Origin of the sequence: Actinomadura macrotermitis (genome assembly GCF_009604375.1) — a bacterium.
GTDB lineage: Bacteria > Actinomycetota > Actinomycetes > Streptosporangiales > Streptosporangiaceae > Spirillospora > Spirillospora macrotermitis.
This window is the reverse complement of record NZ_WEGH01000001.1, coordinates 2,400,293-2,424,642: the sequence shown is the minus strand read 5'-3', so window position 1 is coordinate 2,424,642 and position 24,350 is coordinate 2,400,293. Positions and strand designations below refer to the sequence as shown.

22 protein-coding genes and 1 pseudogene are annotated in these 24,350 nt (G+C 73.2%); 10 read left to right on the top strand and 13 right to left on the bottom strand.

Annotation, left to right across the window (positions count from 1 at the left end):
• Positions 1 to 131 precede the first annotated feature (131 nt).
• Together ACRB68_RS11180 and ACRB68_RS11175 are read right to left on the bottom strand one after the other, a co-directional pair.
• Positions 132 to 485, bottom strand: a complete 354-nt coding sequence (locus ACRB68_RS11180; RefSeq protein WP_328594024.1) for an STAS domain-containing protein — start codon at positions 483 to 485, stop codon at positions 132 to 134.
• A gap of 79 nt (positions 486 to 564) precedes the next feature.
• Positions 565 to 1,113, bottom strand: coding sequence for an ATP-binding protein (locus tag ACRB68_RS11175; protein WP_235958826.1), 549 nt, complete (start codon positions 1,111 to 1,113; stop codon positions 565 to 567).
• A 424-nt stretch (positions 1,114 to 1,537) separates the two neighbouring features.
• Between ACRB68_RS11175 and ACRB68_RS11170 the strand changes: the two genes are divergently transcribed.
• Positions 1,538 to 2,359, top strand: a complete 822-nt coding sequence (locus tag ACRB68_RS11170) for a helix-turn-helix domain-containing protein (protein WP_153532551.1) — start codon at positions 1,538 to 1,540, stop codon at positions 2,357 to 2,359.
• A complete protein-coding gene (locus tag ACRB68_RS11165) occupies positions 2,356 to 2,637 on the top strand; it encodes a DUF397 domain-containing protein (protein ID WP_194293251.1) in 282 nt (93 codons plus the stop codon). The genes ACRB68_RS11170 and ACRB68_RS11165 overlap by 4 nt, the downstream gene beginning before the upstream one ends.
• 69 nt (positions 2,638 to 2,706) lie before the next feature.
• Here the strand turns inward: ACRB68_RS11165 and ACRB68_RS40480 are convergent, their stop codons facing one another.
• Both ACRB68_RS40480 and ACRB68_RS11155 read right to left on the bottom strand, forming a co-directional pair.
• The gene (locus tag ACRB68_RS40480) at positions 2,707 to 4,359 is read right to left on the bottom strand and encodes a serine/threonine-protein kinase (protein WP_328594023.1); all 1,653 of its coding nucleotides are present in this window, start codon (positions 4,357 to 4,359) and stop codon (positions 2,707 to 2,709) included.
• A gap of 93 nt (positions 4,360 to 4,452) precedes the next feature.
• Positions 4,453 to 4,785 carry a rhodanese-like domain-containing protein gene (locus ACRB68_RS11155; protein WP_153531995.1) on the bottom strand — a complete coding sequence of 111 codons (333 nt, stop codon included), beginning with the start codon at positions 4,783 to 4,785 and terminating at the stop codon, positions 4,453 to 4,455.
• Positions 4,786 to 4,872: 87 nt separating this feature from the next.
• Between ACRB68_RS11155 and ACRB68_RS11150 the strand changes: the two genes are divergently transcribed.
• Complete coding sequence (locus tag ACRB68_RS11150; protein ID WP_194293250.1) at positions 4,873 to 5,442, top strand: TetR/AcrR family transcriptional regulator; 570 nt, start codon at positions 4,873 to 4,875, stop codon at positions 5,440 to 5,442.
• Between the two features lie 48 nt (positions 5,443 to 5,490).
• Here ACRB68_RS11150 and ACRB68_RS11145 read toward each other — a convergent pair whose 3' ends face one another.
• Positions 5,491 to 5,673, bottom strand: a complete 183-nt coding sequence (locus tag ACRB68_RS11145; protein ID WP_153531994.1) for a hypothetical protein — start codon at positions 5,671 to 5,673, stop codon at positions 5,491 to 5,493.
• 188 nt (positions 5,674 to 5,861) lie between these two features.
• Here ACRB68_RS11145 and ACRB68_RS42445 point away from each other — a divergent pair, with 188 nt between their 5' ends.
• The 3 genes from ACRB68_RS42445 to ACRB68_RS11130 are packed head-to-tail and all read left to right on the top strand — an operon-like array spanning position 5,862 to position 7,512.
• The gene (locus tag ACRB68_RS42445; protein WP_328594022.1) at positions 5,862 to 6,428 is read left to right on the top strand and encodes a CGNR zinc finger domain-containing protein; all 567 of its coding nucleotides are present in this window, start codon (positions 5,862 to 5,864) and stop codon (positions 6,426 to 6,428) included.
• 44 nt (positions 6,429 to 6,472) lie between these two features.
• Complete coding sequence (locus ACRB68_RS11135) at positions 6,473 to 6,811, top strand: PadR family transcriptional regulator (protein ID WP_153531993.1); 339 nt, start codon at positions 6,473 to 6,475, stop codon at positions 6,809 to 6,811.
• Entirely contained in the window at positions 6,808 to 7,512 is a 705-nt protein-coding gene (locus ACRB68_RS11130; protein ID WP_153531992.1) for a hypothetical protein, read from the top strand. The genes ACRB68_RS11135 and ACRB68_RS11130 overlap by 4 nt, the downstream gene beginning before the upstream one ends.
• Here ACRB68_RS11130 and ACRB68_RS40130 read toward each other — a convergent pair.
• The 3 genes from ACRB68_RS40130 to ACRB68_RS11115 form a co-directional block, all read right to left on the bottom strand.
• On the bottom strand, positions 7,484 to 9,175 hold the full coding sequence (locus tag ACRB68_RS40130) for a serine/threonine-protein kinase (protein ID WP_328594021.1): 1,692 nt from the start codon (positions 9,173 to 9,175) through the stop codon (positions 7,484 to 7,486). The two genes, ACRB68_RS11130 and ACRB68_RS40130, sit on opposite strands and share 29 nt — an antisense overlap.
• Positions 9,176 to 9,264: 89 nt before the next feature.
• Positions 9,265 to 10,071, bottom strand: a complete 807-nt coding sequence (locus ACRB68_RS11120) for a hypothetical protein (protein WP_153531991.1) — start codon at positions 10,069 to 10,071, stop codon at positions 9,265 to 9,267.
• A 16-nt stretch (positions 10,072 to 10,087) separates the two neighbouring features.
• Positions 10,088 to 11,761, bottom strand: coding sequence for a serine/threonine-protein kinase (locus ACRB68_RS11115; RefSeq protein WP_153531990.1), 1,674 nt, complete (start codon positions 11,759 to 11,761; stop codon positions 10,088 to 10,090).
• Positions 11,762 to 11,978: 217 nt separating this feature from the next.
• On the opposite strand from ACRB68_RS11115, the gene ACRB68_RS11110 reads away from it, so the two are divergent.
• Complete coding sequence (locus tag ACRB68_RS11110) at positions 11,979 to 12,449, top strand: carboxymuconolactone decarboxylase family protein (protein ID WP_153531989.1); 471 nt, start codon at positions 11,979 to 11,981, stop codon at positions 12,447 to 12,449.
• Positions 12,450 to 12,467: 18 nt separating this feature from the next.
• Here ACRB68_RS11110 and ACRB68_RS11105 read toward each other — a convergent pair whose 3' ends face one another.
• Positions 12,468 to 13,010 (bottom strand): hypothetical protein, encoded by a 543-nt coding sequence (locus ACRB68_RS11105; protein WP_153531988.1) that lies wholly within the window; start codon positions 13,008 to 13,010, stop codon positions 12,468 to 12,470.
• Between the two features lie 98 nt (positions 13,011 to 13,108).
• Between ACRB68_RS11105 and ACRB68_RS11100 the strand changes: the two genes are divergently transcribed.
• Positions 13,109 to 13,366 (top strand): hypothetical protein, encoded by a 258-nt coding sequence (locus tag ACRB68_RS11100; protein ID WP_153531987.1) that lies wholly within the window; start codon positions 13,109 to 13,111, stop codon positions 13,364 to 13,366.
• A 185-nt stretch (positions 13,367 to 13,551) separates the two neighbouring features.
• Here the strand turns inward: ACRB68_RS11100 and ACRB68_RS42440 are convergent, their stop codons facing one another.
• Positions 13,552 to 17,022 carry an AAA family ATPase gene (locus ACRB68_RS42440; protein ID WP_153531986.1) on the bottom strand — a complete coding sequence of 1,157 codons (3,471 nt, stop codon included), beginning with the start codon at positions 17,020 to 17,022 and terminating at the stop codon, positions 13,552 to 13,554.
• Positions 17,023 to 17,275: 253 nt separating this feature from the next.
• Here ACRB68_RS42440 and ACRB68_RS11090 point away from each other — a divergent pair, with 253 nt between their 5' ends.
• Positions 17,276 to 20,647: a pyruvate carboxylase gene (locus tag ACRB68_RS11090; protein ID WP_328594020.1), complete on the top strand. Its 3,372-nt coding sequence runs from the start codon at positions 17,276 to 17,278 to the stop codon at positions 20,645 to 20,647.
• Here the strand turns inward: ACRB68_RS11090 and ACRB68_RS11085 are convergent.
• Positions 20,637 to 21,263: a TetR/AcrR family transcriptional regulator gene (locus tag ACRB68_RS11085; RefSeq protein WP_153531985.1), complete on the bottom strand. Its 627-nt coding sequence runs from the start codon at positions 21,261 to 21,263 to the stop codon at positions 20,637 to 20,639. The two genes, ACRB68_RS11090 and ACRB68_RS11085, sit on opposite strands and share 11 nt — an antisense overlap.
• Positions 21,264 to 21,589: 326 nt before the next feature.
• Between ACRB68_RS11085 and ACRB68_RS11080 the strand changes: the two are divergent.
• Positions 21,590 to 22,522 (top strand): annotated as a pseudogene (locus ACRB68_RS11080) (RNA polymerase sigma factor); the annotation flags it as partial.
• An 8-nt stretch (positions 22,523 to 22,530) separates the two neighbouring features.
• Here ACRB68_RS11080 and ACRB68_RS11075 read toward each other — a convergent pair.
• Both ACRB68_RS11075 and ACRB68_RS11070 read right to left on the bottom strand, forming a co-directional pair.
• A complete protein-coding gene (locus tag ACRB68_RS11075) occupies positions 22,531 to 23,439 on the bottom strand; it encodes a threonine/serine dehydratase (protein ID WP_153531983.1) in 909 nt (302 codons plus the stop codon).
• 9 nt (positions 23,440 to 23,448) lie between these two features.
• Positions 23,449 to 24,312, bottom strand: a complete 864-nt coding sequence (locus ACRB68_RS11070) for an alpha/beta fold hydrolase (RefSeq protein ID WP_153531982.1) — start codon at positions 24,310 to 24,312, stop codon at positions 23,449 to 23,451.
• Positions 24,313 to 24,350: the final 38 nt, after the last annotated feature.

Here is a 24,350-nt window from a genome sequence, read left to right as displayed (position 1 = left end):
ACGGATCGCGCCGCACGCGGAGTAGGCCTGGCCGACCCCGACGGCGGGCTTGATCTCCGTCTCACCGTACCGTTTCACCACGCCCCGGATAGCCGGACGAAAGACCCCGGCGGCCCTTTCAGGGGGTGCGGTCACGCATGCGCTGCGCGGTGGGCTTCCAGCGCCTCGTCCAGCGAGCCGTGCAGCACGAAGATCTTGGTCAGCTGGGTCACGTGGAAGACGCGCCGGACCCGGTCGTTGACCCCCATGAACGACATGGAGCCGTCGCGCGCGCGCAGCCGGTGGTAGATGCCGACGAGCACGCCGAGGCCGGTGGAGTCCAGGAAGGTGACCTCGCCGAGGTCGACCACCAGGTGCAGGCCGCCGTTGTCGATGATCTCCAGGAGCATCTCGCGCAGCCGGGGGCTGGTGAAGACGTCGATCTCGCCGCGGATCGTGACGACGGTCAGGTCCTGTTCGGTACGGCTCTCGACGGCGAATTCCACGGGTGGTGCTCCTTGTCCGGCTGGCCGATGGTGGGAATGTGGCGTATACCCGTCGGCCGGGCGGTTATCCCCCGCGCGGCTACGCGGTCGGCTGGGCGCCGCCCGCGCCGGGAGCGCGGAACAGGGCCCATACGACCTTGCCCTCGGGCAGGCCGCGCCAACCCCAGCGGACGCTGAAGGACTCGACCAGGTGCAGGCCGCGGCCGGTCTCGGCGATGTAGTCGGGCTCTTTACGGCGCGGTGCGGCGGGGCTGGCGTCGATGATCCCGCACAGCAGCCAGGGCGCCTGGTGGTACAGCCGCAGCTGGATGGCGGCCGGGGCGGAGCCGAGCGGGTCGATCAGCGCGCCGAAGCCGTTGCGGGCGTTCCAGCGCGGCGCGCCGCAGGGCGTGCCGCCGCTGTGCCGCAGGGCGTTGGTGACGAGCTCGGACACGACCAGGGCGACGTCGTCGCCGAGCGCGCCGAGGTGCCAGGAGTCCAGCCGGGTGAGGGCGAAGTGCCGTGCGTCGGTGACCGACTCGGGGTCGGGCAGCACGGTGAAGGAGGTGGCCGGGCCGAGCGGGTCGACCAGCGCGTCCAGGGCGCGGTCCAGGCGCGGCGGCAGGTCGCAGGATTCGGGTACGGGCATCGAGTGCACTGCTTGGTCCTGTGTCTCCGTCGATCCCGAGGCAGGATCCATGCTCCAGCGCGTCGCCTGGTGCGCTTGGCGTGACGTCATTCCCGGGACCCCGCAGAGTGTTCTCGTTGTGCAGCCGTGGCTCGGAAGTCTCGTGCGTTATCCTGCGCATCGTAGCGTGCGAATGCAAGGCCCAATGCACGTGCACGAAGTTTTCCACAAGAAGCTGTGCGTACTTCACAACAAGCGCGCACAGCCGCACAAGAAGTCCAGGTCGGGCTCCGCGCATCGCGGAACCTCGGCACCAGAAGGTGATCAGAGGTCTCCGCAGGACAGGGGGGCGAGTGGCACACTAGGTTCGCTGTCCGTCCAAGGGACCGGGAGGTTGGGCGTGGCTCCAGAGACGCCGGGAAGCGGATCGACGGTTCGTCGCATCCTGCTCGGATCACAGCTGCGCCGACTGCGGGAGGCGCGGAACGTGACCCGGCAGGACGCCGGCTACGTCATCCGCGCGTCGGAGTCCAAGATCAGCCGACTGGAACTGGGCCGGGTCAGCTTCAAGGAGCGCGACGTCGCCGACCTGCTCACGCTGTACGGCGTGGACGACGAGGCCGAGCGCGAGTCGCTGCTGCAACTGGCCAGGGACGCCAGCACCCCAGGGTGGTGGCACCGCTACAACGACGTCCTGCCGAGCTGGTTCCAGACCTATGTCGGCCTGGAGGAGTCGGCGGCCCTGATCCGCACGTACGAACTGCAGTTCGTTCCGGGACTGCTGCAGTCCGAGGGGTACGCGCGGGCGGTCATCCGGCAGGGCAACGCCGACGCGGCCGAGCACGAGATCGACCAGCGGGTGGAGCTGCGCATGCAGCGCCAGGAGCGGCTCACCGGGCCGCAGGCCCCGCGTCTGTGGGCGGTGCTGGACGAGGGGGCGCTGCGGCGTCCCATCGGCGGCCCGGAGGTGATGCGCGGCCAGTTCGAGCACCTCATCGAGATGTCCAAGCTCCCCAACGTCACCATTCAGATCATGCCGTTCCGCTTCGGTGGCCACGCCGCCGAGGGAGGGGCGTTCACCGTCCTGCGCTTTCCCGAGCAGGACCTGCCGGACGTGGTTTACGTCGAGAACCTCACCGGCGCGATGTACCTCGACAAGCGCGACGACGTCGACACCTACCTGCAGGCGATGGAACGCCTCTGCGTCGACAGCGAGACCCCGGAACGCACCGTCGAGCTTCTCGGTGATCTTCTCAGAGAGACATGATGCTCCAGACCGACAACGGCCACACCCAGGCCGGCCCGACCACCTACAACGGGATGCCCGCCACCAGCCTCCAGGGGGCGCGCTGGCTGAAGTCCCGCCGTAGCAACTCGCAAGGAAACTGCGTCGAGATGGCCGAGCTGCCGGGCGGCCGCATCGCGATGCGCAACTCCCGCCATCCCGAGGGCCCGGCCCTCATCTACACCCGCCCGGAGATCGAGGCCCTGATCCTTGGAGCCAAGGACGGCGACTTCGACCATCTCCTCGGCGCCGGCAACTGACCGGCCGCTCGCCGGCCGCCACGGGGGCGTTCCCGGGGACCGATCCCCGGGAACGTTCGGCATTCGGGATCAGCCGCAGTTCCCGTAGGGGGCCGCCGCGCCGTTCCCGCCGAAGCGGACGCACTTCTTCGCGGCCGACACGAAGACCGGCCCCGCGTACCACTCGAACGAGCCGCTGTCGCCCACCTGGCCGCCGCCGCTGCGCTGGATCCACACCGACACCGGTGACCTCTTGCCGACGTTGCGCGTCTTCAGCGTGACGGCGCAGTTGTAGCCCGAGCTGTTGTAGAGCAGGTACGCGGTACCGCCGGAGCCCGAAACCGAGCGCTGGACGTAGTAACCGCCACCGTGGCCGCCGCTGTTGCACACGGCCTGGGGCGTGTACTTGTTCGCCGGCTCCCGGGCGGGCGGGGGAGTGGTGCCCGGGGCCGGCTTCTGGTCCTGGCCCTGGTCTTTGCCCTTGGGCTGCTCTTCCTTCTTCTTGCCGCCGGGCTTGTCCTTGCCGTTCTCGTCCTTGCCCTGGTCTTGCGGCTTGGGCTTCGGCCGGCCCTTCTCGTCCTTCTCCCCACCGCCGAGGCCTGCCGAGCCGCCGTTGCCGGCCTGCTCCGCAGCAGCGGCCTGCCGGTCGTTCTTGGTGCCGCCGTCGCCGCCGCCGCTGCTGCCGGGACGCGTCGCGGCCCAGACCGCCCCGCCCGCCACCACGGTGAGCACGGCCACCGCGGCGGCCACCGGGACGAGCCGCCCGCGCCGCACCGGGCCGTCCGGGACCGGCGTCGTCGAGCCGGACGCCGGTTCGGGCGCGGGCTCGGGGCCGAGGTTCGGCACGAACGGGGGCAGCGGCGGGAGCATCGGCGCGGGTACCGCGCCGGGGGCCGGCGCGGGCGGCGGCGCCGCGAACGGCGTGACGGCGCCGCCGACCAGCCGCTCCTGCGCCTGCCGCGCCGTCGGGCGCAGCGCGGGGTCCTTGGCCAGGCACGACGCGACCAGCCCGCGCAGCGGCTCGGACAGCACGCCGAGGTCGGGCTCGCCGGTCAGGATGCGGTTCATCACCGCGGCCATCTCGTCGTTGCCGAACGGCGACCAGCCGTTCGCCGCGAACACCATCGTGCTGCCCCAGGCGAACATGTCCGAGGCCGGGCCGACCTCGTCGCCGGTGAAGTGCTCGGGCGCCATGTAGGCGGGGGTCCCGACGTTCTGCGTCTCGCCGGCCGCGCCGAGCGCCCGCGCCACGCCGAAGTCGATGACGCGCGGGCCGTCCGGCCCCATCATCACGTTGTGCGGCTTGAAGTCGCGGTGCACGATGCCGGCCTGGTGGATCGCGATGAGCGCGGTCAGCGTGCCGACCGCGAGCCGCTCCAGCGCGCCGTCGGTGCGCGGCCCGTCGTTCTGGACGATGACGTGCAGCGACCGGCCCGGGACGTACTCGCTGACGATGTAGGGCCGGTCGCCGTCCACGTCGGCCTCGAGCACCTGCGCGGTGCAGAAGCGGGCGACCCGCTTGGCCACCTCGACCTCCCGCACGAAGCGGGCGCGGGCGGTCCCGTCGCCGGCCAGCCCGGGGTGCAGCAGCTTGATCGCGACGCTCGCACCGGACGCGGCCCGGCCGAGGTAGACCGTTCCCTGGCCGCCCTCGCCGAGCCGCCCGGCGATCTCGTAGCCGCCCAGCCGCGGCGGGTCGCCCGCCCGCAGCGGATGGGAGTCGGGCATCGTCCTGTCCGTCACGCCGCATCTCTTCCGTCGCTCGCGTCCCCGCTACCCCGAGGGTGTCCGGGACACGATGGTAGGTGCTTCGCGCAACGGGCGTACCGCCGCGGGTCAGGCGCCGGTGCCCTCGGTGGGCAGTCCCGCCTCGGCCCAGTCCTGGATGCCGCCGGGGTAGACGCGGACGTCGCCGTAGCCGAGGCGCTCCAGCCGTGCGGCCACCGCCTTGCTGTTGTTGCAGGCGGGGTTGGAGCAGTAGGTGACGATCGCGGCGTCCCGGTCGGGGAGCAGCGCGGCCGCCTTGGCGTCCACCTCGTCCTCGACCAGGTTCAGTGCGCCGGGCAGGTGCCGCTGGGCATAGTACGACTCGGGCAGCGCGTCGACGACGATGACGGAGCCCTCCTTGACGGCGGTCTGCAGGTCGTCGCGGGTGATGGTGGCGGCCATTGGCCCTCCCAAGAAAGTGGACTACAGTCCGGTTGAAGGTTCGAGCAGGACAGTATCGGACTGCGGTCCGTTTAACAAGGGGTGAGCATGGACCTGGAGCTGATGCGGACGCCGCCGCCGAAGGAGCGGGCGGACGCGGCGCGCAACCGCGTCAAGGTGCTGACGGCGGCGGCGGAGCTGTTCGCGCTGCACGGCGTCGAGGCGGTTTCGATGGATGCGGTCGCCGCCGCCGCAGGAGTGGGTAAAGGGACGCTCTTCCGTCGCTTCGGCGACAAGGCCGGGCTCGCCTCCGCTCTCCTGGACGAGCGCGAACGCGTCCTGCAAGAGGAGATCCTGAGCGGCCCGGCGCCCCTCGGGCCCGGAGGCGCCGCGCCGTCCGAGCGGCTGCACGCCTTCATCGACGCCTACCTGGACTACGCGCTGACCCACCTGCCGCTGCTGCGCATGTCGGAGACGGCGTCCCCGGGCGCCCGGTACCGCATCGGCTCCTACCGGTTCTGGCACCGGCACGTCACGATCCTGCTCGGCGACGCCCCTGACGCGCCCGCCCTCGCGCACGCTCTGCTGGCGCCCCTCGGCGCCGAGCACCTCACCGCGACGGCCGGGGAACTGGGCGCGGACCGCGTCCGGGTGGCCGTGCACGCGCTCGTCCCATAGAAAAAGCCCCCGCCGAAGCGAGGGCTTTGGGTGGCTCTCAGGTGCTGGTCAGCAGGCCGGGTCGGGGGTCCGCCGCGTGGAGCGCAGTCCCGCCCGGCCGGTCTCCTCGCCTGGCGGGCCCTCCGGGGCGTGGTGGCGTTCCAGGCGGGCGGCGACCGCGAGGGCGCGCAGGGAATGCGTCCTCAGGGCCTTGTGTTCGGTACTGCGGGGGCGGGGGATGCTGCTGGGCACGAAGCCTCCATGGTGTGTTGGGGATACCTGGGGTACCCGGAGTTGCGGTTCTTGCACGCAATGGTTGCAACCGCAAACGTTCCCGCCTTATTCCGGTCGGCATCGAACTTTCTGAATTAACGTCTGCAAGCGCCTCCAGGCGTTAGAGCGGTTACCGTCCGTGCGACCCCGGGTGACAGCATGGTCCCGTGAACGTGAAGAACGCCGCGCCGGCGCTCGGTGAGCCGCTCGGCATCGAGTTCGGCAACACCCGCTACGCCGTGCGCGGCGAGGTCCGGGAGGGCCTGGCGAGCCCCGCCCTGCTGGCGTCCTGGCTGCAGGACCACCCGATCCCGCGCGCCGACCAGGCCGTCCCGGCGCTGACGCCGGACGACCTGCCGCGCTTCGTCGCGCTGCGCGACGCGATCCGCGCGCTGGCCCGGCACGCCGCCGACGGCACCGAACCCGCCGCCGGGCCCTTGGCCGTCGTGAACGACGCCGCCGCGCTCGCGCCCGGCTGGCCGCACCTGTCCTGGCGCTCCGGGGCGGCCGAGCGCACCGCCGCGCCTCCGGTCGACGCCGTCCTCGCCGCGATCGCCGGCTCGGCCGTCGAGGTCTTCGGCGGGCCCCTGCGCGACGCCGTCCGCGCCTGCGGCGGGCCCGGCTGCGTGCTGTTCTTCGTCAAGCGGCACCCGCGCCGCGAGTGGTGCTCGCCCGGCTGCGGCAACCGCGCCCGGGTCGGCCGGCACTACGCGCGGCATCGCGGGCACGGCTAGTTTGCATTACTATCTAGGCCGTACCTCGACCTAGGAGGAGCGCCATGCCCGCCGACCGCCGCGCCAGCTGGCTGAAGGGCGTCCTGGACCTGCTGGTCCTCGCCGGCCTCACCGAGGGCGAGAACTACGGCTACGAGATCGCCAAGTCCCTCGCCGAGGCCGGCCTCGGCGAGATCAAGGGCGGCACCCTGTACCCCGTCCTCAACCGCCTGGAGGAGGCGGGCCTGGTGACGGCCGAGTTCCGCGCCACCGAGCGCGGCCCCGGCCGCCGCTACTACAGCCTCACCCCGCAGGGCCGCGCGACCCTCGCCGAGCAGGGCGCGATGTGGCTGACCTTCGACGCCTCGGTCCGCTCCCTGCTCGCCCGCGGAGACGTCCGATGACCTACTTCGACGACCTGGCGACCCACCTGGCCGCCCGCGGCCGCACCCCCGGCGAGATCACCGGCACGATCGGCGAGCTCACCGCCTACCTCGCCGAGAGCGGCGCCGCCCCCGAGGAGGAGTTCGGCCCGCCCGCCGAGTTCGCCGCCGCCCTCGCCCCCGGGCCCGCCGCGCCGCCCGCCGCGTCGGCCGAGACCTGGACCTGGACGGCCGACGCCTTCCAGGACCGCGCCCGCCTGAACGAGCACGGCGACCAGGGCTGGGAGGTCGAGCGCGTCGACCGCCTGGGCCGCTTCGTGTCCCGCCGCTCCCTGGACCGCCCGCTGCGCTGGGAGTACCGCCGCGAGATCCACGTCCCGGGCCTGGCCGCCCGCCTCGCCCCCGACGGCTGGGAACCCTGCGGCACCTGGATGCACCTGGAGTACTTCAAGCGCCCCAAGGCGGCCTCCGAGGGCCCGGCCGGCGAACTGGCCGACCCCCCGGCGGCCCCGTCCCGCCACGCCTACTACGGCCGCCGCTTCTGGACCTTCATCGCCTGCTACCTCGCGTTCCTGGCCGCCGCCACCACCGCCTGGTTCCTGCTCGGCGACGGCAAGGGCAACGGCTTCATCCCGGGCGCCCTGACCGGCGCCACCCTGGCCGCCCTGGCGGTCCTCATCCAGCAGCTGGTGACTACGCGTGGCAGGGCGCGCAGGCGATGAGCGCGGCGGCGGCCTGACGGGCCACCTGCTCCACGCCCTGCCGGGCGTCGTCCATGCTCAGCGGCTTCGTCTGCTTGATCGACTTGGGTGCGGCGGGCGCGTCGGTGCCCCCGTAGATCAGCTCGACGTGCAGGTTGGCCAGCCGGAACCGCAGGATGGCGTTGCCGAACAGCGCGTTGTTCAGCGGACCCTGCTTGGTCGCGACATAGGACTCGTCGCCGATCCCCGCGAGCGGGATGAGCGGCCCGTAGACGGCGCCCTTCTTCGTGGTGTTCGCGCTGGAGGCCACCTGGCGGCGGCCCTCGGCGAAGTCCGAGCCGGCCTTCATCACCCCGTCCCGGCCGGTGCCGTCGGTCCGCAGGACGATCTTGATGTGCAGGCTGCGCGCCTGCTGTATCCGGGCGCCGGCCTGGTTCTGGGACGTCCACACGCAGCCGATCGCGCGGCCGTCCCCGGTCGCGGCGTCCACCGGGTCCTTCAGCAGCGGCCCGTGCCGCTCGACGGGGACCAGCGCGTCGATCAGCTGCTGCTGGACGAGGGCGCAGACCCCTTCGACCTTGGTGAACCCGGCCTTGGCGGGATCGGGCGACGCCGCGACCGCCGGCGGGGCCTTCCTGGCCGGCTTGTCGTCGGAGCGCAGCGCGGTGACGCCCCAGGCCGTCCCGGCGGACAGCACCGCCACGGCCGCACCGGCCGCGCCGGCCAGCAGCCACGTCCGCCTCCGCGAGGACGGCGCGGCCGGCGCGCCGTCCGCCGCGGCGGGCGCGGTGAGCGGCGCGGCGGCCCATCCGGCGTGGACGATCGCGGTGGCGGCCCGCTGGGTGTCGTGCGTGCCGACGAGCCCGGTGAGGAGCTGCTCGGCGCTCGGCCGCCGCCTCGGGTCGGGTTCCAGCGCCGCGCGGACCAGCGCCTGCAGCTCGCCGGGGACGCCGGTCAGGTCGTAGTGACCTTGCTGCGCGCGGCCGGCGAGCGTGGCCAGGTTGCCGGTGCCGTAGGGGTGCCGGCCGGTGGCGGCGTAGGCGACCAGCGTGCCCCAGGCGAAGACGTCCACGGCCGTGCCGGCCAGCCCGTCGAAGAGCTGCTCGGGGGCGATCCAGCCGGGGCTGCCGACGACGCCGCCGGTCTGGGTGTGGCGTTCGTCGGAGTCCAGGGCGCGGGCGATGCCGAAGTCGATGACGCGCGGGCCGTCGGCGGCGAGCATGACGTTGCGCGGCTTGAGGTCGCGGTGCACCAGCCGGACGGCGTGGATCGCGGTGAGCGCGGTGGCGACGCCGACCGCAAGGCTGCGCAGCGGTCCTGGCGGCAGCGGGCCGCGCGCGGCGATGTGGTCCTCCAGCGACGGCCCGTCGATGTACTCGGTGACCAGGTAGGGGGCGCCGCCGGCCTCGCCGTGCTCGATCACCCGCGCGGTGCAGAAGGAGGCGACGCGCTGGGCGTTGGCGACCTCGCTGTCGAACCGGGCCCGGAAGGACGGGCCGGCGGCCAGCTCCGGCCGGATGACCTTGATCGCCACGCGCCGCCCGTCCGGGGCGAGACCCAGGTAGACGGCGCCCATGCCGCCTTCGCCGAGCCGCCCGAGCAGCCGGTACGTGCCGATCGCGGGGGGATCGTCCGCGGTCAGCGGCTGGGCTCCGGAGAGCCACGACTCCTGCTCGGCCTGCACGCTTCCCCCTGTGAAAAGACGGTCCGGCTGGAAGATCACTGCCGACCTTACCGACAACAGTTGCATTGGTTAGGAAACCGGGCGGATTGCTAGGTATGGCAGTCGGCGCACGCGTTCAGGGCGGCCAGGGTCTCGCGCGCCGCCTGCTCCAGCGCCGGCGTGTAGACCCCGGGCTTGAGCTCGGTGCTCTTCGTGCTGAGCTTCTCGTTGGCTGCGTTGCTCCCGCTGAACGCCAGCTTCACGAACAGGTTCTTCTGGACGAAGAACACCTGGGCGAAGGTCCAATCGCCTTCCTTGTCGCGCTTCCGGTGGGCCGAGACGAACCCCTTGTCGCCAAGGCCCTGCAGCCATCGGCCAGGCAGGTAGTGGTAGGTGCTCCCGCTCTGGGTCCCGTCCTTTTCGTGCGACATGGAGCCGTCGACCCTGGCCTCGAATTCCAAGGACTTGCGCGCGGTCAGCTGCTCGGCGCTGCCGTCGTCCTCGGGGTACACCGACACGCTCAGCCGGAGCGTGCGGTGCCGCTGCGGACCGGGGCGGAACTTGGACGACCACTCGCACTCCGTTATGGACACCCCGGCACTGCGGTCCTCCGCGGGATAGGCGTGTACCTCTGCCTTCTCCGGGACCAGCCGCCGCCTCGTCGCGGTGGGGATCAGCGCGCACGCGGAGGCGACCTGGGTGAACGTGCCGTCCCGGGCGGCCGATGCGGCGGGCGGCGGCGCGGCGGCCTTGGCCGGGGCGGTGGGCCTGGCGCCGTGGCCGCCGCCGTCGTCCAGCAGGGCGGCGGTGCCGAAGACCGTCCCGGCCGTGACCACCGCCGTGACGGCGCTGGTGGCGGCGGGGACCACCCAGCGGGGACGGGCCGGCCGCGCCGGAGCGGCGGTGCGATAGATCATGTGGGGTTCTCCGTGGTCAGGCGTGGCAGGCCGAGCAGGCGGCGAGGTTGCGCAGCAGGTCCTGGGCGATCTCCGCCGCCGCCGTGCGGGCCTTCTGCGGATCGAGCGCGACCGCCTTGCTGGAGTCCTGCGGCGGGTAGTCGGCGCCGGCGTAGCGCACGTCGAGCACGACGTTGCCCTGCTGCACGACGGCCCCGCCCATGCCCACGGCGTCGCGCCGGTTCACCTTGGAGATCCCGAACGCCTGGTCGCCGAGCCCGGGCACCGGGGACACCGGCCCGTACGTGACGTTCGGCTTGACCTCTTCGGCGTATCCGCGCTCCTTCTGCTGGGCCTGCGCGAAGTCCTGCGCCGCCTGGCCCGCGGCCGTCCGCCCGGCGCCGTCCCGGCGCAGGGTGATCTTCGCCTGCAGCACCCGGTCGTTGCGCATCCCGTTGGCGTCCTGCATGGAGATCGTGGTCCACTCGCAGGTCGTCGCGGCCCCGTCCGTGCCCGCCTGCTCGGCGGGCACGCTGCTGCCCGGCTGGACCGTCGCCTTGGCCGCGTACTTGGTGATGACCGGCGCCGAGGCCAGCGCGCACAGGTCGACGACCTTGGTGACCGGCGGCCCGGCGGACTTGGCCGGGGCCTTGGCCTTCGGCGGGGCGTCGTCGCCGAGCATCAGGATCCCGACGCTGGCACTCCCCACCACGACCGCCGTCACCACGGCGGAGACGGCGGACAGCTGCCAGGTCGGCCGCTGCGGCCGCGGCGTGTCGGTGACCGTCGGCGCGGCCCCCTGGACGACGGTCGGCGCCGCGCCCAGCGACGCCCACCCGTCATGGACGACCGTCGTGGCGGCCCGCTGGGTCTCGTAGGTGCCGACGAGCCCGGTGAGGAGCTGCTCGGCGCTCGGCCGCCGCCTCGGGTCGGGTTCCAGCGCCGCGCGGACCAGCGCCTGCAGCTCGATGGGCACACCGGTCAGGTCGTAGCGGGCCTGCCGTGCCCGCTCGGCGAGCGTGGCCAGGGTGCCGGTGCCGTGGGGATGCCGGCCGGTGGCGGCGTAAGCGACCAGCGTGCCCCAGACGAACACGTCGGCCTCAGTACCGATCCGCCCGTCGAAGAACTGCTCGGGGGCGATCCAGCCGGGAGTGCCGACCACGTCCCCGGTCCGGGTGTGGCGTTCGTCGGAGTCCAGGGCGCGGGCGATGCCGAAGTCGATGACGCGCGGGCCGTCAGCGGCGAGCATGACGTTGCGCGGCTTGAGGTCGCGGTGCACCAGCCGGACGGCGTGGATGGCCGACAGCGCGTGTGCCGTGCCCACTGCCAGCCCCCGCAGGGCGGCGCCGGCGAGGGGCCCGTGCGCGGAGATGTGCTCCTGCAGCGAGGGGCCGTCGATGTACTCGGTGACCAGGTAGGGGGCGCCGCCGGCCTCGCCGTGCTCGATCACCCGCGCGGTGCAGAAGGAGGCGACACGCTGGGCGTTGGCGACCTCGCTGCCGAAGCGCGCCCGGAACGAGGGAACGGCGGCCAGCTCCGGCCGGACGACCTTGACCGCCACCCGCCGCCCGTCGGGCCCCACGCCCAGGTAGACGGCGCCCATGCCGCCCTCGCCGAGCCGCCCGAGCAGTCGGTACGCCCCGATCGCCGCGGGATCCTCCGCCGCCAGCGGCCGGGCGTTCGAGGCTCGCGACTCCTGCTCGGCCTGCATCGGGCCCTCCGCACACAGTGATCGACTCGGAAGATCGCGGCAGACTTTACCGGTAAACAATCCTCCAGTCAGAAATATCTATATGTCCGCATTTCAGCACCAGGTGTTGCGGCCTCCGACGCAGGAGAGAGACAGGGGGCGCCTTCCTCCATGTCACATCGGGCCAGGGTGTTCCGTCATGAGGGTGTAGCCATCGACAACGGCAGAGGAGCACGGCATGGAAGCCCGTCTGAACGTCTTCGGCAACCCGGTCGCGGAGAAGTTCATGAAGCGCATCGTCTCGGCGGGGCAGGTGGTGTCGGAGTCGACGCTGCCCGCCGCTACGCAGCTGCTGGTGGAGATCCGCGCGAGCCAGATCAACGGCTGCGGGTTCTGCACCGACATGCACACCAAGGACGCCGCCGCGGGTGAGTCGGTGGTGCGCCTCAACCTGGTCGCGTCGTGGCGGGAGGCCACGGTCTTCACCGAGGCCGAGCGCGCCGCGCTGGAGCTGGCCGAGCAGGGCACCCGGATCGCGGACGCCGCCGGCGGGGTGCCCGACGAGGTCTGGGAGAACGCCGCCAAGCACTACGACGAGGACCAGCTCGCCGCGCTGGTGTCCCTGATCGCCCTGATCAACGCCTTCAACCGGCTGAACGTCATCATCCAGCAGCCCGCCGGTGACTACCAGCCCGGCCAGTTCGGGTAACGGCCCGGCGCCCGCCGCCTACGGGTGGCGGGCGCGGACGGCGGTCTCGACGGCGTCCAGGCGGGCCTGGGAACGGCGGGCGCTCACGAGGGTCGCCGGGATCATCAGGACCCAGAAGGCGACCGCGATGTACCAGAGCGGCGTCGTCAAGGCTTGCAGGAGGGCGAGGACGGCGAGGAACGCGCAGAGGAGCGGGTTCCAGCGGTAGGTGAAGCGGAGCTGCCGGCGGCGGCGCGCGATCAGGGTGAGGGCGGCCTCGTCCAAGGCGGGGTCCTCGGGCGGCCGGCCCCGCCCGATGGCGCGGTTGAGGGTCAGCACCTCGCCGCGCGTGCCCGTGCCCGTCGCGGCCTTGTCGCGGTTGAGGCTGCGCTGGGTGAGGAAGGCCAGGAGGCCGCCGAAGGCGGCGCCGGCGAGGAGGCCGCCGATGACGGGGAAGGCCCAGCCCGCGTCGCGGTCGGCCAGCCAGACCCAGAGGCCCATGATGAGCGCGAAGGGGATCGAGGTGAAGAGGAAGACCCACCGTGCCGGTGCGGTCGCCATCCGGTCCCGCCAGTCAGCCATGACCTGAGTTTGACCCCAGGATGGGGAAGTATGCCGCCTGCGCCAGAATGAGTATGACGGTGGAGGTCCGGGGGCGGTGGCCGGGCTTGGATGGACGTATGAAGTTCAAGGTCGTCGGTGGGATGGTCGGATTCGTTCTGCCTCTTTTGGTGATGTGCCTGCTCGCCCCCTTGGCGCGTTCCGGGGTGTGGGGGTCGGGCGGGTCCCCTCTGTTCCTGGTGCCGGCGCTACTGGCCGCAGGTGGTGTGGTGTTCCATGCGGCGCGGTCGGTCGTGCTGGTGCTGCTCGCGGCGGCCCTCTACCTGTTCCTGATGACGGGCATCGGGGTGCAGGACGGCGGCTGGTACCGCGGGTGACGGGTCAGCGCTTGCGCAGCTCGGCCCCGACGGCGCGGGCGAACGTGTGGAGCCGGAAGTAGGAGACATCGAAGATCACGATGTGCCGGCCGAAGCGTACGACCGTCTGTGAGGTGAGGCGGACGGACCCGTCACCCAGCCGACTGGGCGTTCCGTCCGGTCCTCAACGAACTGCGGGCGCGTAGTTAGAGGTACAGGCCGAACTTCTGGGTCTTGGTGCCGGTGTCGGGGGGGATGTCGGTGGCGCGGAGGAGGACGACCTCCTCGCTCGACGGCGGGTCGCCCGCCAGCAGGCGCTGCGCCTGGGTGCCGATCGCCATGTCCAGGACGTTGCGCATCAGGCGGCCGTTGCCGAACGACGGGCCGCGCGGCGTGCGGCGCAGCAGGGCGTGCAGCGCGTCGGGGACGTCGGGGGCCAGGGTGAAGCCCTCGGCGGCGGCCAGGTGCGTGAAGATCTCGACGAGCTCGGCGTCGGTGTAGTCGGGGAAGGCGAGCCGCCGGGCGAAGCGCGACTCCAGGCCCGAGTTGCCCGCCAGGAACGCCGTCATCTCGCGGTCGTAGCCGGCGGCCATGACGACCAGGTCGCCGCGGTACTCCTCCATCAGCTTGACCAGGGTCGCGACGGCCTCCTGGCCGTAGGCGTCGGCGCCGAGCGCGTACGCCTCGTCGATGAACAGCACGCCGCCGACGGCGCGCTCGACGGCCGCGCGGACCTTCGGCGCGGTCTGCCCGAGGTAGCCGCCGACCAGGTCGGCGCGGTGCACCTCGACCAGGTGGCCCGACGACAGCAGGCCGAGCCGGGCGTAGACCGCGGCGACGAGGCGGGCGACGGTGGTCTTGGCGGTGCCGGGGTTGCCGGTGAGGACCAGGTGCCGGGTCGGGGACGGCGCGGGCTGCCCGGCGGCGCGGCGCAGCTCGGCGCTGCGCGCCTCGGCGACCAGGCGGTGCACCTCCTGCTTGACCTCGCGCAGGCCGACGAGGGCGTCCAGCGCGGCGAGCGGGTCGGCGGCCGGGACGTCGCCGGTGGTGCCGGCCAGGGTGCCGGGGATGTCGGCGGCGGTCAGCGCGCCGAGCTCCTCGGGGGTGGGCCGCTTCTTGGCGGTGACGCGGCGGGCCTGCAGCGCGGTGGCGCGCTCGCACAGGTTGCGCATGAGGCGGGCGTTGCCGAACGAGCGGCCGCGCGGCGCGCGGCGCAGCAGCTCGGCGACGCGGGCGCGGGCGTCGTCGTCGGCCTCCAGCCCGGCCTGGCCGGCCATCCCGGCGAAGATGTCGACCAGCTCGGCGTCGGAGAAGTCGGGGAAGCGGACCGTGGTGGGGAAGCGGGAGGCCAGGCCCGGGTTGGCGGTGATGAACCGCTGCATGTCGGCCTCGTAGCCGGCCGCGATGACGACCAGGTCGTCGCGGTGGTCCTCCATCATCTTGACCAGCTCGGCGACGGCCTCGGCGCCGTAGTCCTCGCCGCCCTCGGCGGCCAGGGAGTAGGCCTCGTCGATGAACAGCACGCCGCCGACGGCGCGCTGCACGACCGCGCGGGTCTTCACCGCGGTCTCGCCGAGGTACTGGCCGATCAGGTCGGCGCGGCCGACCTCGACCAGGTGGCCCGAGGAGAGCACGCCGAGGTCCTTGTAGACGCGGGCGAGCAGCCGCGCGACGACGGTCTTGCCGGTGCCGGGGTTGCCGGTGAAGACCATGTGCCGGGCCGGGAGCCGGACGGTCAGGCCGGCCTCGCGGCGCAGCCGGGCGGCCTTCAGCCCGGCGGTGACCAGCTCGATCTCCTGCTTGACGGTGCGCAGCCCGACGAGCGCGTCCAGCTCGGCGAGCGGGTCCTTGGGGGAGCCGCTCGGGTCGAACGCGGCGGGCACGTCGGCGCGCTTGACGACCAGCTCGTCGCCGGCCGGGGTGCGTTCGCGGACCGTGTCGACGATCACGTCGGCGAGGCGCTGCGCGAGCCGGGCGTTGCGCAGGTTGCGCACCGGCGGGGTCTGCGCGAGCAGCCGCCCGGCGGCGGTGAGGGCGTGCTTGTGGGCGCGCGCGCCGCGCTGGTAGAGGGCGCGGGCGAACAGCTCGGCGTAGGCCTCGGGGGTGAACGGGCGGGTGCGCACGACCTGGAAGCGCAGCGACAGGCCGGGGTTGACCTCGCGGACGCGCTCGTCGCCGCCGGGTTCGCAGAGGGCGACGACGTGCAGGTCGTCGCGGACGTCCAGGGCGCGGTGCAGCTCCTCCACGATGGCCTCGCCGCTGCGCGGGTCGCGGGCCATGTCGTCCAGGCCGTCGATGACCATGAGGCGGGTCCCGGCCGACTCGCGGGCGTCGTTGTACAGGTGGGTGGTGGCGGCGGAGACCTCCTTGCCGGCGAAGAAGTCGTCGGCGAGCCAGAGGGTCTCGTCGGTGATCTGCCGGTCCTCCAGCAGCCGGGCGATCTCCTGGGCGGCGTCGCGCTTGCCGGTGCCGTCCGGGCCGACGATCATCAGCCGGACCGGCCGCTCGGGGTGCTCGGCGATCTCGGTGAGCGCGGCGACCAGGTCGGGCTGGCCGACCAGGCCGGAGTGGAACTCGGTCTTGCGCGGGCGGCGGGTGCGCGGCGCGCCCTGGCCGACGGTGGCGGCGAGCGGGTTGACGACGCGGCGGCGCGGGGTGGCCAGGCGCCGCAGGTCGGCCTGGAACTCGCCGACCGGGATCCATTCGGGGTCGGGGTAGCGGGCGTCCTCGGGGAAGCCCTGCACGGCGCCGGTGAACCGCATCGCCATGTCGAGCCAGCCGCGGCAGGCGTCGGCCTCGCCCGCGCCGAGCGCGCGCGCGAGCCAGGCGCGCGCGTTGATGTACCACTGGTTGGCGTCGAAGACCGGCTGGGTCTTGGCGAAGCGTTCCAGGACCTCCTGGTAGTCGTCGGCGCCGAGGACGGCCGACAGTTCGGCGGGGACCTGGGTGAGCCCGGCCTGCGCGAGCAGGTGGACCATCAGCTCGGGGACGGTCTCGTCGTGCGGGGCGACCTCGACCAGGTGCCGGTGCAGGGGCAGCAGCCCCGCGCAGATCCACTCCAGGTAGCCGATGGGGCCGGCCAGCTCCGGCAGGACGGCGACGATCTCGTCGGAGGCGTGCTCCATCCACACGCGGCGCTGCTCCTCCAGCGACCGGGTGATGTCCAGGGCGGGCGGCGGGTCGTCGTAGAGGGCGATCAGCGCCCGGCGGCGGGGCTCCAGCGGCTCGACGCCCTCCAGCACGTCCAGCGACGCGCGGGCGAGGGAGAGGGCGGTGGCCTGGTCGGGCGCGTCCTCCAGCCACTCCAGCGGGCGGAACGCGCCGGTGGTGACGCCCCAGCCGCCCGGCGGGCGCAGCGCCTCCTGCGGCTCGCGCAGGTACTCGTTGAAGAACTGGAACTGCAGCCGCGAGTGGCTGCCGCTGTTGATCGCGGCCGCGCCGCACAGGAAGTCCAGGGCGAGCAGCAGGTCGCCGAGGACGAGCAGGCCGGGCGGGGCGAGCAGCGGGTGGCCGCCGTCGGAGGTCGCCGCGGCGGCGCGCGGGTCGGCGGCCAGGGCGCGCAGCCGGTCGCGGACCTGGTCGTACAGGCCGTCAGGGACGCGCCACGGACCGTAGGAGTAGAGGTCCAGAACGGGTTCGTCGGAGACGAGAAGTTCCAGATGTTCCGGTAGCCGCACCAGCTATCCCCTCTAACACGCCCAAACCCCGAGCGAACAGCCTAAGAGGTGCCGGGAGTGACTGGGGCCACGCTCTTGACCGCCGCCGGAGGAACGGAGTGAAGGAAAGCACGATTTGGCCGCATTGTATGTTCTCGTACTTGTTCGCCGCCGCGACACCGCCCGATCATCGAGACGCCGGGCTCCACTGGGTAGGTACCGCACCACCACCGGCCGGCCTGACACGCGCTCGACATCCCCGGGAGAAGCCTCCGTGATCAACAAGCTGCTCGTCGCCAACCGCGGCGAGATCGCCGTGCGCGCGTTCCGCGCCGCCTACGAGCTGGGCATCGCCGGCGTCGCGGTCTACGCCCACGAGGACCGGCTGTCGCTGCACCGGCAGAAGGCCGACGAGGCCTACCAGATCGGCGAGCTCGGCCACCCCGTGCGCGCCTACCTGGACGTGGACGGCATCGTGGAGACCGCGCTGCGGGTCGGCGCCGACGCCGTCTACCCCGGCTACGGGTTCCTGTCGGAGAGCCCCGAGCTGGCCGAGGCCTGCGAGCGCAACGGGCTGGTCTTCGTCGGGCCGCCCGCCGCCGTGCTGCGGCTGGCCGGCAACAAGATCGAGGCGGTCGCCGCCGCCCGCCGCGCGGGCCTGCCGGTGCTGCGGTCGGTCACGCCCGAGGCGGGCCGGGAGCTGGCGGCCGCCGACGAGGTCGGGTTCCCGCTGTTCGTGAAGGCCGCGGCGGGCGGCGGCGGGCGCGGGCTGCGCCGCGTCGAGCGCCGCGAGGACCTGGAGGCGGCCGTCGACACCGCCCGCCGCGAGGCCGAGAGCGCGTTCGGCGACCCGACCGTCTTCCTGGAGCAGGCGGTGGACCGGCCCCGCCACATCGAGGTGCAGATCCTCGCCGACGCCGCCGGGCACACCGTCCACCTGCGCGAACGCGACTGCTCGGTGCAGCGCCGGCACCAGAAGGTGGTGGAGATCGCGCCCGCGCCGCGGCTGGACCCGGCCCTGGCCGAGCGGCTGTGCGCCGACGCGGTCCGCTTCGCCCGCGAGATCGGCTACGTCAACGCCGGCACCGTGGAGTTCCTGGTCGACGACCGGGGCGAGCACGTGTTCATCGAGATGAACCCGCGCATCCAGGTCGAGCACACCGTGACCGAGGAGGTCACCGGCGTCGACCTGGTGCAGAGCCAGCTGCGCATCGCCGGCGGCGAGACGCTGCCCGACCTCGGCATCGCGCAGGAGGACGTCGCCGTCTCGGGGTTCGCGGTGCAGTGCCGCATCACCACCGAGGACCCCGCCAACGACTTCCGCCCCGACACCGGCAAGATCTCCGCCTACCGGTCGCCGGGCGGCGCGGGCGTCCGGCTGGACACCGGCACGACGCACGCCGGCGCCGTCGTCACCCCGCACTTCGACTCGCTGCTGGTGAAGCTGACCTGCCGCGGCCGCACGTTCGAGGAGGCCGTCCGGCGCGCGCGCCGCGCGGTCGCCGAATTCCGCATCCGGGGCGTGTCCAGCAACATCCCCTTCTTGCAGGCCCTGCTGGACGAGCCGGACTTCGTCGCGGGCGGCGTCAGCACCTCCTACATCGCCGACCACCCCGAGCTGCTGACGGCCCGCTCCAGCGGCGACCGCGCGACCCGCCTCGTCCGCTACCTGGCCGACGTGACCGTCAACAAGCCGCACGGCGAGGCCCCGACCGACCTGGACCCGGCCGACAAGCTGCCGCCGCTGGACCCGCGCGCCCCGCTCCCCGAAGGCTCGCGCGACCGGCTCCTCGCGCTCGGCCCGCGCGCGTTCGCCGAGGCGCTGCGCGCGCAGCAGGCCCTCGCCGTCACCGACACCACCTTCCGGGACGCGCACCAGTCGCTGCTGGCCACCCGCGTCCGCACCTACGACCTGGCGCAGGCCGCGCCCTACCTGGCCCGCATGTCGCCGCAGCTGCTGTCCCTGGAGGCGTGGGGCGGCGCGACCTACGACGTCGCGCTGCGTTTCCTGGGCGAGTCGCCGTGGGAGCGGCTCGCAGCGATCCGCGAGGCCGCGCCCAACATGTGCATCCAGATGCTGCTGCGGGGCCGCAACACCGTCGGATACACCCCTTACCCCGATTCGGTAGCGCGCGCTTTCGTCACGGAGGCGGCCCGTACGGGCGTGGACATCTTCCGGGTGTTCGACGCGCTGAACGACGTCGAGCGCATGCGCCCGGCCATCGACGCCGTTCTGCAGACGCACGCCCTGGTCGAGGGCACGCTCTGCTACACCGGCGACCTGTCGTCCCCGGCCGAGAACATCTACACGCTCGACTACTACCTGCGCCTGGCGGAGGAACTCGTCGAGGCCGGCGTCCACATCCTGTGCATCAAGGACATGGCGGGCCTGCTGCGCGCCCCCGCAGCGCGCACACTGGTGAGCGCCCTGCGCGAGCGGTTCGACCTGCCCGTCCACCTGCACACGCACGACACCGCCGGCGGCCAGCTCGCCACCTACCTCGCCGCGATCGAGGCGGGCGTGGACGCCGTGGACGGCGCCGCGTCCCCGCTGTCGGGCACCACCAGCCAGCCGCCGCTGCAGGCGATCGTCGCGCACACCGACTTCACCGAGCGCGCCACCGGCCTGGACCTGGACGCGCTCACCGCGATGGAGCCGTACTGGGAGGCCGTCCGCCGGCTGTACGCGCCGTTCGAGATGGGCCTGCCCGCCCCGACCGGCCGCGTCTACCAGCACGAGATCCCCGGCGGGCAGCTGTCCAACCTGCGCCAGCAGGCCGTCGCGCTCGGCCTCGGCGACCGGTTCGAGGAGATCGAGCGGCTGTACGCCGCGGCCGACCGCATCCTCGGCCGGCTGGTCAAGGTGACCCCGTCCAGCAAGGTCGTCGGCGACCTGGCGCTGCACCTGGTCGCCGCGGGCGCCGACCCGGCCGACTTCGCCGCCAACCCCGAGCGCTACGACATCCCCGACAGCGTCATCGGGTTCCTGGCCGGCGAGCTCGGCGACCCGGCGGGCGGCTGGCCCGAGCCGTTCCGCGGCCGCGCCCTCGGCTCGCGCGCGCACACCCCGGCCCGCGCGGAGCTGACCGGCGAGGAGGAGAAGGCCCTCGCCGGGCCCGAGGTCCGCGAGACGCTGGACCGGCTGCTGTTCCCCGGCCCGGCCAAGGACTACCGCGAGACCCGGCTGGCCTACGGCGACCTGTCGGTGCTGCCGACCGGCCCCTTCCTGTACGGGCTGCGCACCGGCCAGGAGGTCTCCTTCGACCTGGAGCCGGGCGTGCGGGTGCTGGCCGGGCTGGAGGCCGTCGGCGGCATCGACGAGGCGGGCGTCCGCCAGGTCATCTGCACCGTCAACGGCCAGCTGCGCACGCTGTCGGTGCGCGACAAGTCGGTCGTGTCGGACGCGCCGCCGGTGGAGCGGGCCGACCCGGCCGAACCCGGCCACGTCGCCGCGCCGTTCGACGGCTCGGTCACGCTGCGCGCCGCCAAGGGCGACACCGTCGCGGCCGGGGACGTCGTCGCGACCATCGAGGCGATGAAGATGGAGGCCGCGATCACCGCCCCGGTGGCCGGCACCGTCACCCGGCTCGCCGTCCCGGCCGCCGCCCCGGTCCAGGCGGGGGACCTGCTGCTGGTCATCTCCTGACGGCGTAGTCCCCCAGGGACGGTTCGAGCAGGCCGAACGCGGCCTGTCCGGCATCGGCCAGGGCCGCGGCGATCTCGTCGTGGTCCTGGCCGTCCAGGGTGCGCCGCATGGTCTCCTCGAACAGCACCCGCAGCGCGCCGCCGAGCTGCGCGGCGGCGATCCGGGGCGTCAGCTCCTCCGGCGCCGCGCCCGTCTCCCGCGCGAGCTCGCGCGCGAGCAGGTGCTCGCGCTCCTCGTGGAACTCGCGCAGCCGGGCCACCAGCGCCGGGCTCTCCGCGATCATCCGGGCGAACGGCAGCCCGGAGAAGCCGATCACCGCGTCGCGGCGCGCCACCGCGTCCCCGAACGCGCGCCGCAGCGCCGCGAGCGCCGACTCGCCCCGCTCCCGCCCGCGCACCGCGGCCGCGGGCGCCGCCACGAACACCTCGTGCAGGTCGAGGGCCAGGTCCTCCTTGCGCGGGAAGTAGTTGGTCACCGTCATCTTGGCGACCTGCGACGCCGCCGCGACCTCGGCGATCGTCACCTTGTCGAAGCCCCGCTCCAGGAACAGCCGGGTGGCGTTGTGGGAGATGTTCTCCCTGGTCTGCCGCTTCTTCAGTTCTCTCAAACCGCTCATGGCGCCAGTCTGCCACAGGTTGACCTAAATTTGTTGTTGACATACTTCTAGGTCGGATCTAAATTTAGGTCATCACCACGACGAACTGGAGGCAGCGTGCACCCGCGCGTCACCCGCCCCGTCCCCGCCGTCCCCCGCCGCGATCGCGGCGCCGCGTTCCCCCGTCCGGCAAACCGCCGTGACATCCGGGGTGTGCGCGAGCCCCGGCGTGGGAACGACCGATCCAGGCAGCCCCGCGCGTTCCAGCGGAACCGGATCCTCGGGCGGGGCTGAGGCCCAACCCCCGCCGCACCCCTACCGGACGAGGAAAAGGACCCCCCTTGAACGCCTTCCGCACCGTCACCACCGGCTCCACCGATCCGGTCAAGGACTACCTCGCCCAGATCGGCCGGACCCCGCTGCTGACCGCCGAGCAGGAGGTCGACCTCGCCCAGCGCATCGAGGCCGGCCTCTTCGCCCGGGAACGGCTGGAGGACGCCACGGGCCTGGACGAGCAGACCGTCGAGGACCTGCGCTGGATCGCCGAGGACGGCCGCCGCGCCAAGGAGCACATGATCGAGGCGAACCTGCGGCTGGTCGTCTCGCTCGCCAAGCGCTACGCCGGCCGGGGGCTGCCGCTGATCGACCTCATCCAGGAGGGCAACCTCGGGCTGATCCGCGCGGTGGAGAAGTTCGAGCACCGGCGCGGCCTGAAGTTCTCCACCTACGCCGTCTGGTGGATCAAGCAGGCGATGACGCGCTCCCTGGCCGACCAGGGCCGCACGATCCGGCTGCCCGCCCACGTGGCCGAGATCGTCAACCGGATGAACCGGGTGCGCCGCCAGCTCGTCCAGGACCTCGGGCGCGAGCCCACCCCGGCCGAGCTGGCCGCCGAGCTCGACATCACCCAGGAGAAGGTCGAGCGGCTGCAGCGCCAGTCCCGCGAGCCGATCTCGCTGCACGTGCCGGTCGGCGAGGCCGGCGACGGCGGCGAGTTCGGCGACTTCATCGAGGACACCGAGACGCCCGACCCGGTCGACGCGGTGTCCTCGTCGATGCTGCGCGGCCAGCTCGACGCGGTGCTCGGCGTCCTCACCGAACGCGAGGCCGGGGTGATCTCGCTGCGCTACGGGCTGGCCGGCGGCGAGCCGAAGACCCTCGACCAGGTCGGCCAGGTCTACGGCGTCACCCGCGAGCGGATCCGGCAGATCGAGTCCAAGGGCATGCACAAGCTGCGCCAGCCGTCCTGCCGGCGCGCCCTGGCGGACCTGCTGGGGTAGGGGAGGGGTCAGCCGGCCAGGTCGGACGGGTCGGTGTTCGCTCCGCAGAGGACGACCACCACCCGTTCGCCCGGGGCCGGCCGGTAGGCGCCGGTGCGCAGGGCGGCCAGGGCGGCGGCCGTGCCGTGCTCGACGACGAGGCGGTGCCTCGTCCACAGTTCGCGGCGGGCGGCGATGATCGCCTCGTCGTCGACCAGGAGCGACCGCACGCCGGTGCGCGCCGCGACCGCGTAGGCGATGTCGCCGAGCCTCGTCGCGCCCAGGGAGTCGGCCGCCACACCGGAGACGGCCACGTCGGCAGGACCGCCGGTGCGCAGGGCGCGGTTCAGGGTGGGCGCGGTCTCCGGCTCGACGCCGATCACCTGGGCGCGTCCCTCCACGGCCGCCGCGACGCCCGCCATCAGCCCGCCGCCGCCGACGGCCAGCAGGATCGTGTCGGCGTCCGCGGCCTGCTCCAGGATCTCCAGCCCGAGCGTGCCCTGGCCGGCGCAGACCTCCGGCTGGTCGTAGGCGTGGCAGTACAGCGCGCCGGTCTCGGCGGCGCGCTCGGTCGCGGCCTCCTGCGCCTCGGCGTAGCGGTCGCCGACCTGCACGACGGCCGCGCCGAGCCGGCGCAGCCCGGCGACCTTGACCGGCGGCGCGGTCCGCGGCACGTACACCTCGGCCCGCGTGCCGGTCTCGGCGGCGGCGAACGCGACGGCGAGGCCGGCGTTGCCGCCCGACGCCGTCACCACGCCGGCGGCGGGCGGCGGCCCGGCGGCCAGGATCCGGTTGAAGGCGCCGCGCGCCTTGAACGACCCGGTGTGCTGGAGCTGCTCGAGCTTCAGCAGCAGCCCGTCGGCCTCGGCCATGGGGGTGCGGCGGACCCGGCCCGCGATGCGCGCGGCGGCGTCCCGGACGTCGGCGTGGAAGATCATTCCTTCTGTTTAGCCCACCCGGTCCAGGAAGCCGGCGACGAGGGGGGCGATCTCGGCCAGCTTCTCCTCCAGCGCGAAGTGGCCGGTGTCGAACAGGTGCAGCTCGGCGTCCGGCAGGTCGGCCAGGTAGGCGCGGGCGCCGGGCTCGGGGAAGAACATGTCGTCGCGGCCCCAGACGATCAGCGCGGGCGGGGTGTGCTCGCGCAGCCACTCCTGCCACCGGCCGTACTGGGCGACGTTGGAGCGGTAGTCGAAGGCCAGCGCGATCTGGGCGTCCTGGCGGCCGGGCAGGTCCAGGTAGTGCTGGTCGAGGGTCCAGCCGTCGGGCGCGACGGCGGTGACGTCGCCCGTCCCGCCCTCGTACTGGCCGCGCGTGCCCTCCAGGGTGAGCAGGCCCCGGACGGCGTCCTCCTGGCCGGGCCGCAGCGCGATGAAGTCCCGCGCCCCCTCCGACAGGCCCGCCTCGTAGGCGTTGCCGTTCTGCACGACCAGCCCCGCGACCCACTCGGGGTGGCGCAGCGCCAGCCGGAACCCGACGGGAGCCCCGAAGTCGAACATGTACATGGAGAAGCGTTCCAGCCCGAGCTTCTGGACGAATCCCTCGGTGATGTCGGCGAGCCGGTCGAAGGAGTAGACGAAGTCGTCCGGCGCCTCGGTCTGCCCGAAGCCCGGATAGTCCGGGGCGATCAGCCGGTAGCGGGAGCCGAGGGCGTCGATGAGGCGCCGGTACTGGTGCGAGGAGGAGGGGAAGCCGTGCAGCAGCAGGAGGACGGGCGCGTTCTCCCGCTCGGGGAGCGACTCGCGGTAGAAGACGCGGACGCCCTCGACGTCGAGGTGCCGGTGGGTGACGCGGGTGACCAGGGGGAACGCCATCTCTAATGCCTCTCGCTAAGCAGATGCGTTAGTTATAG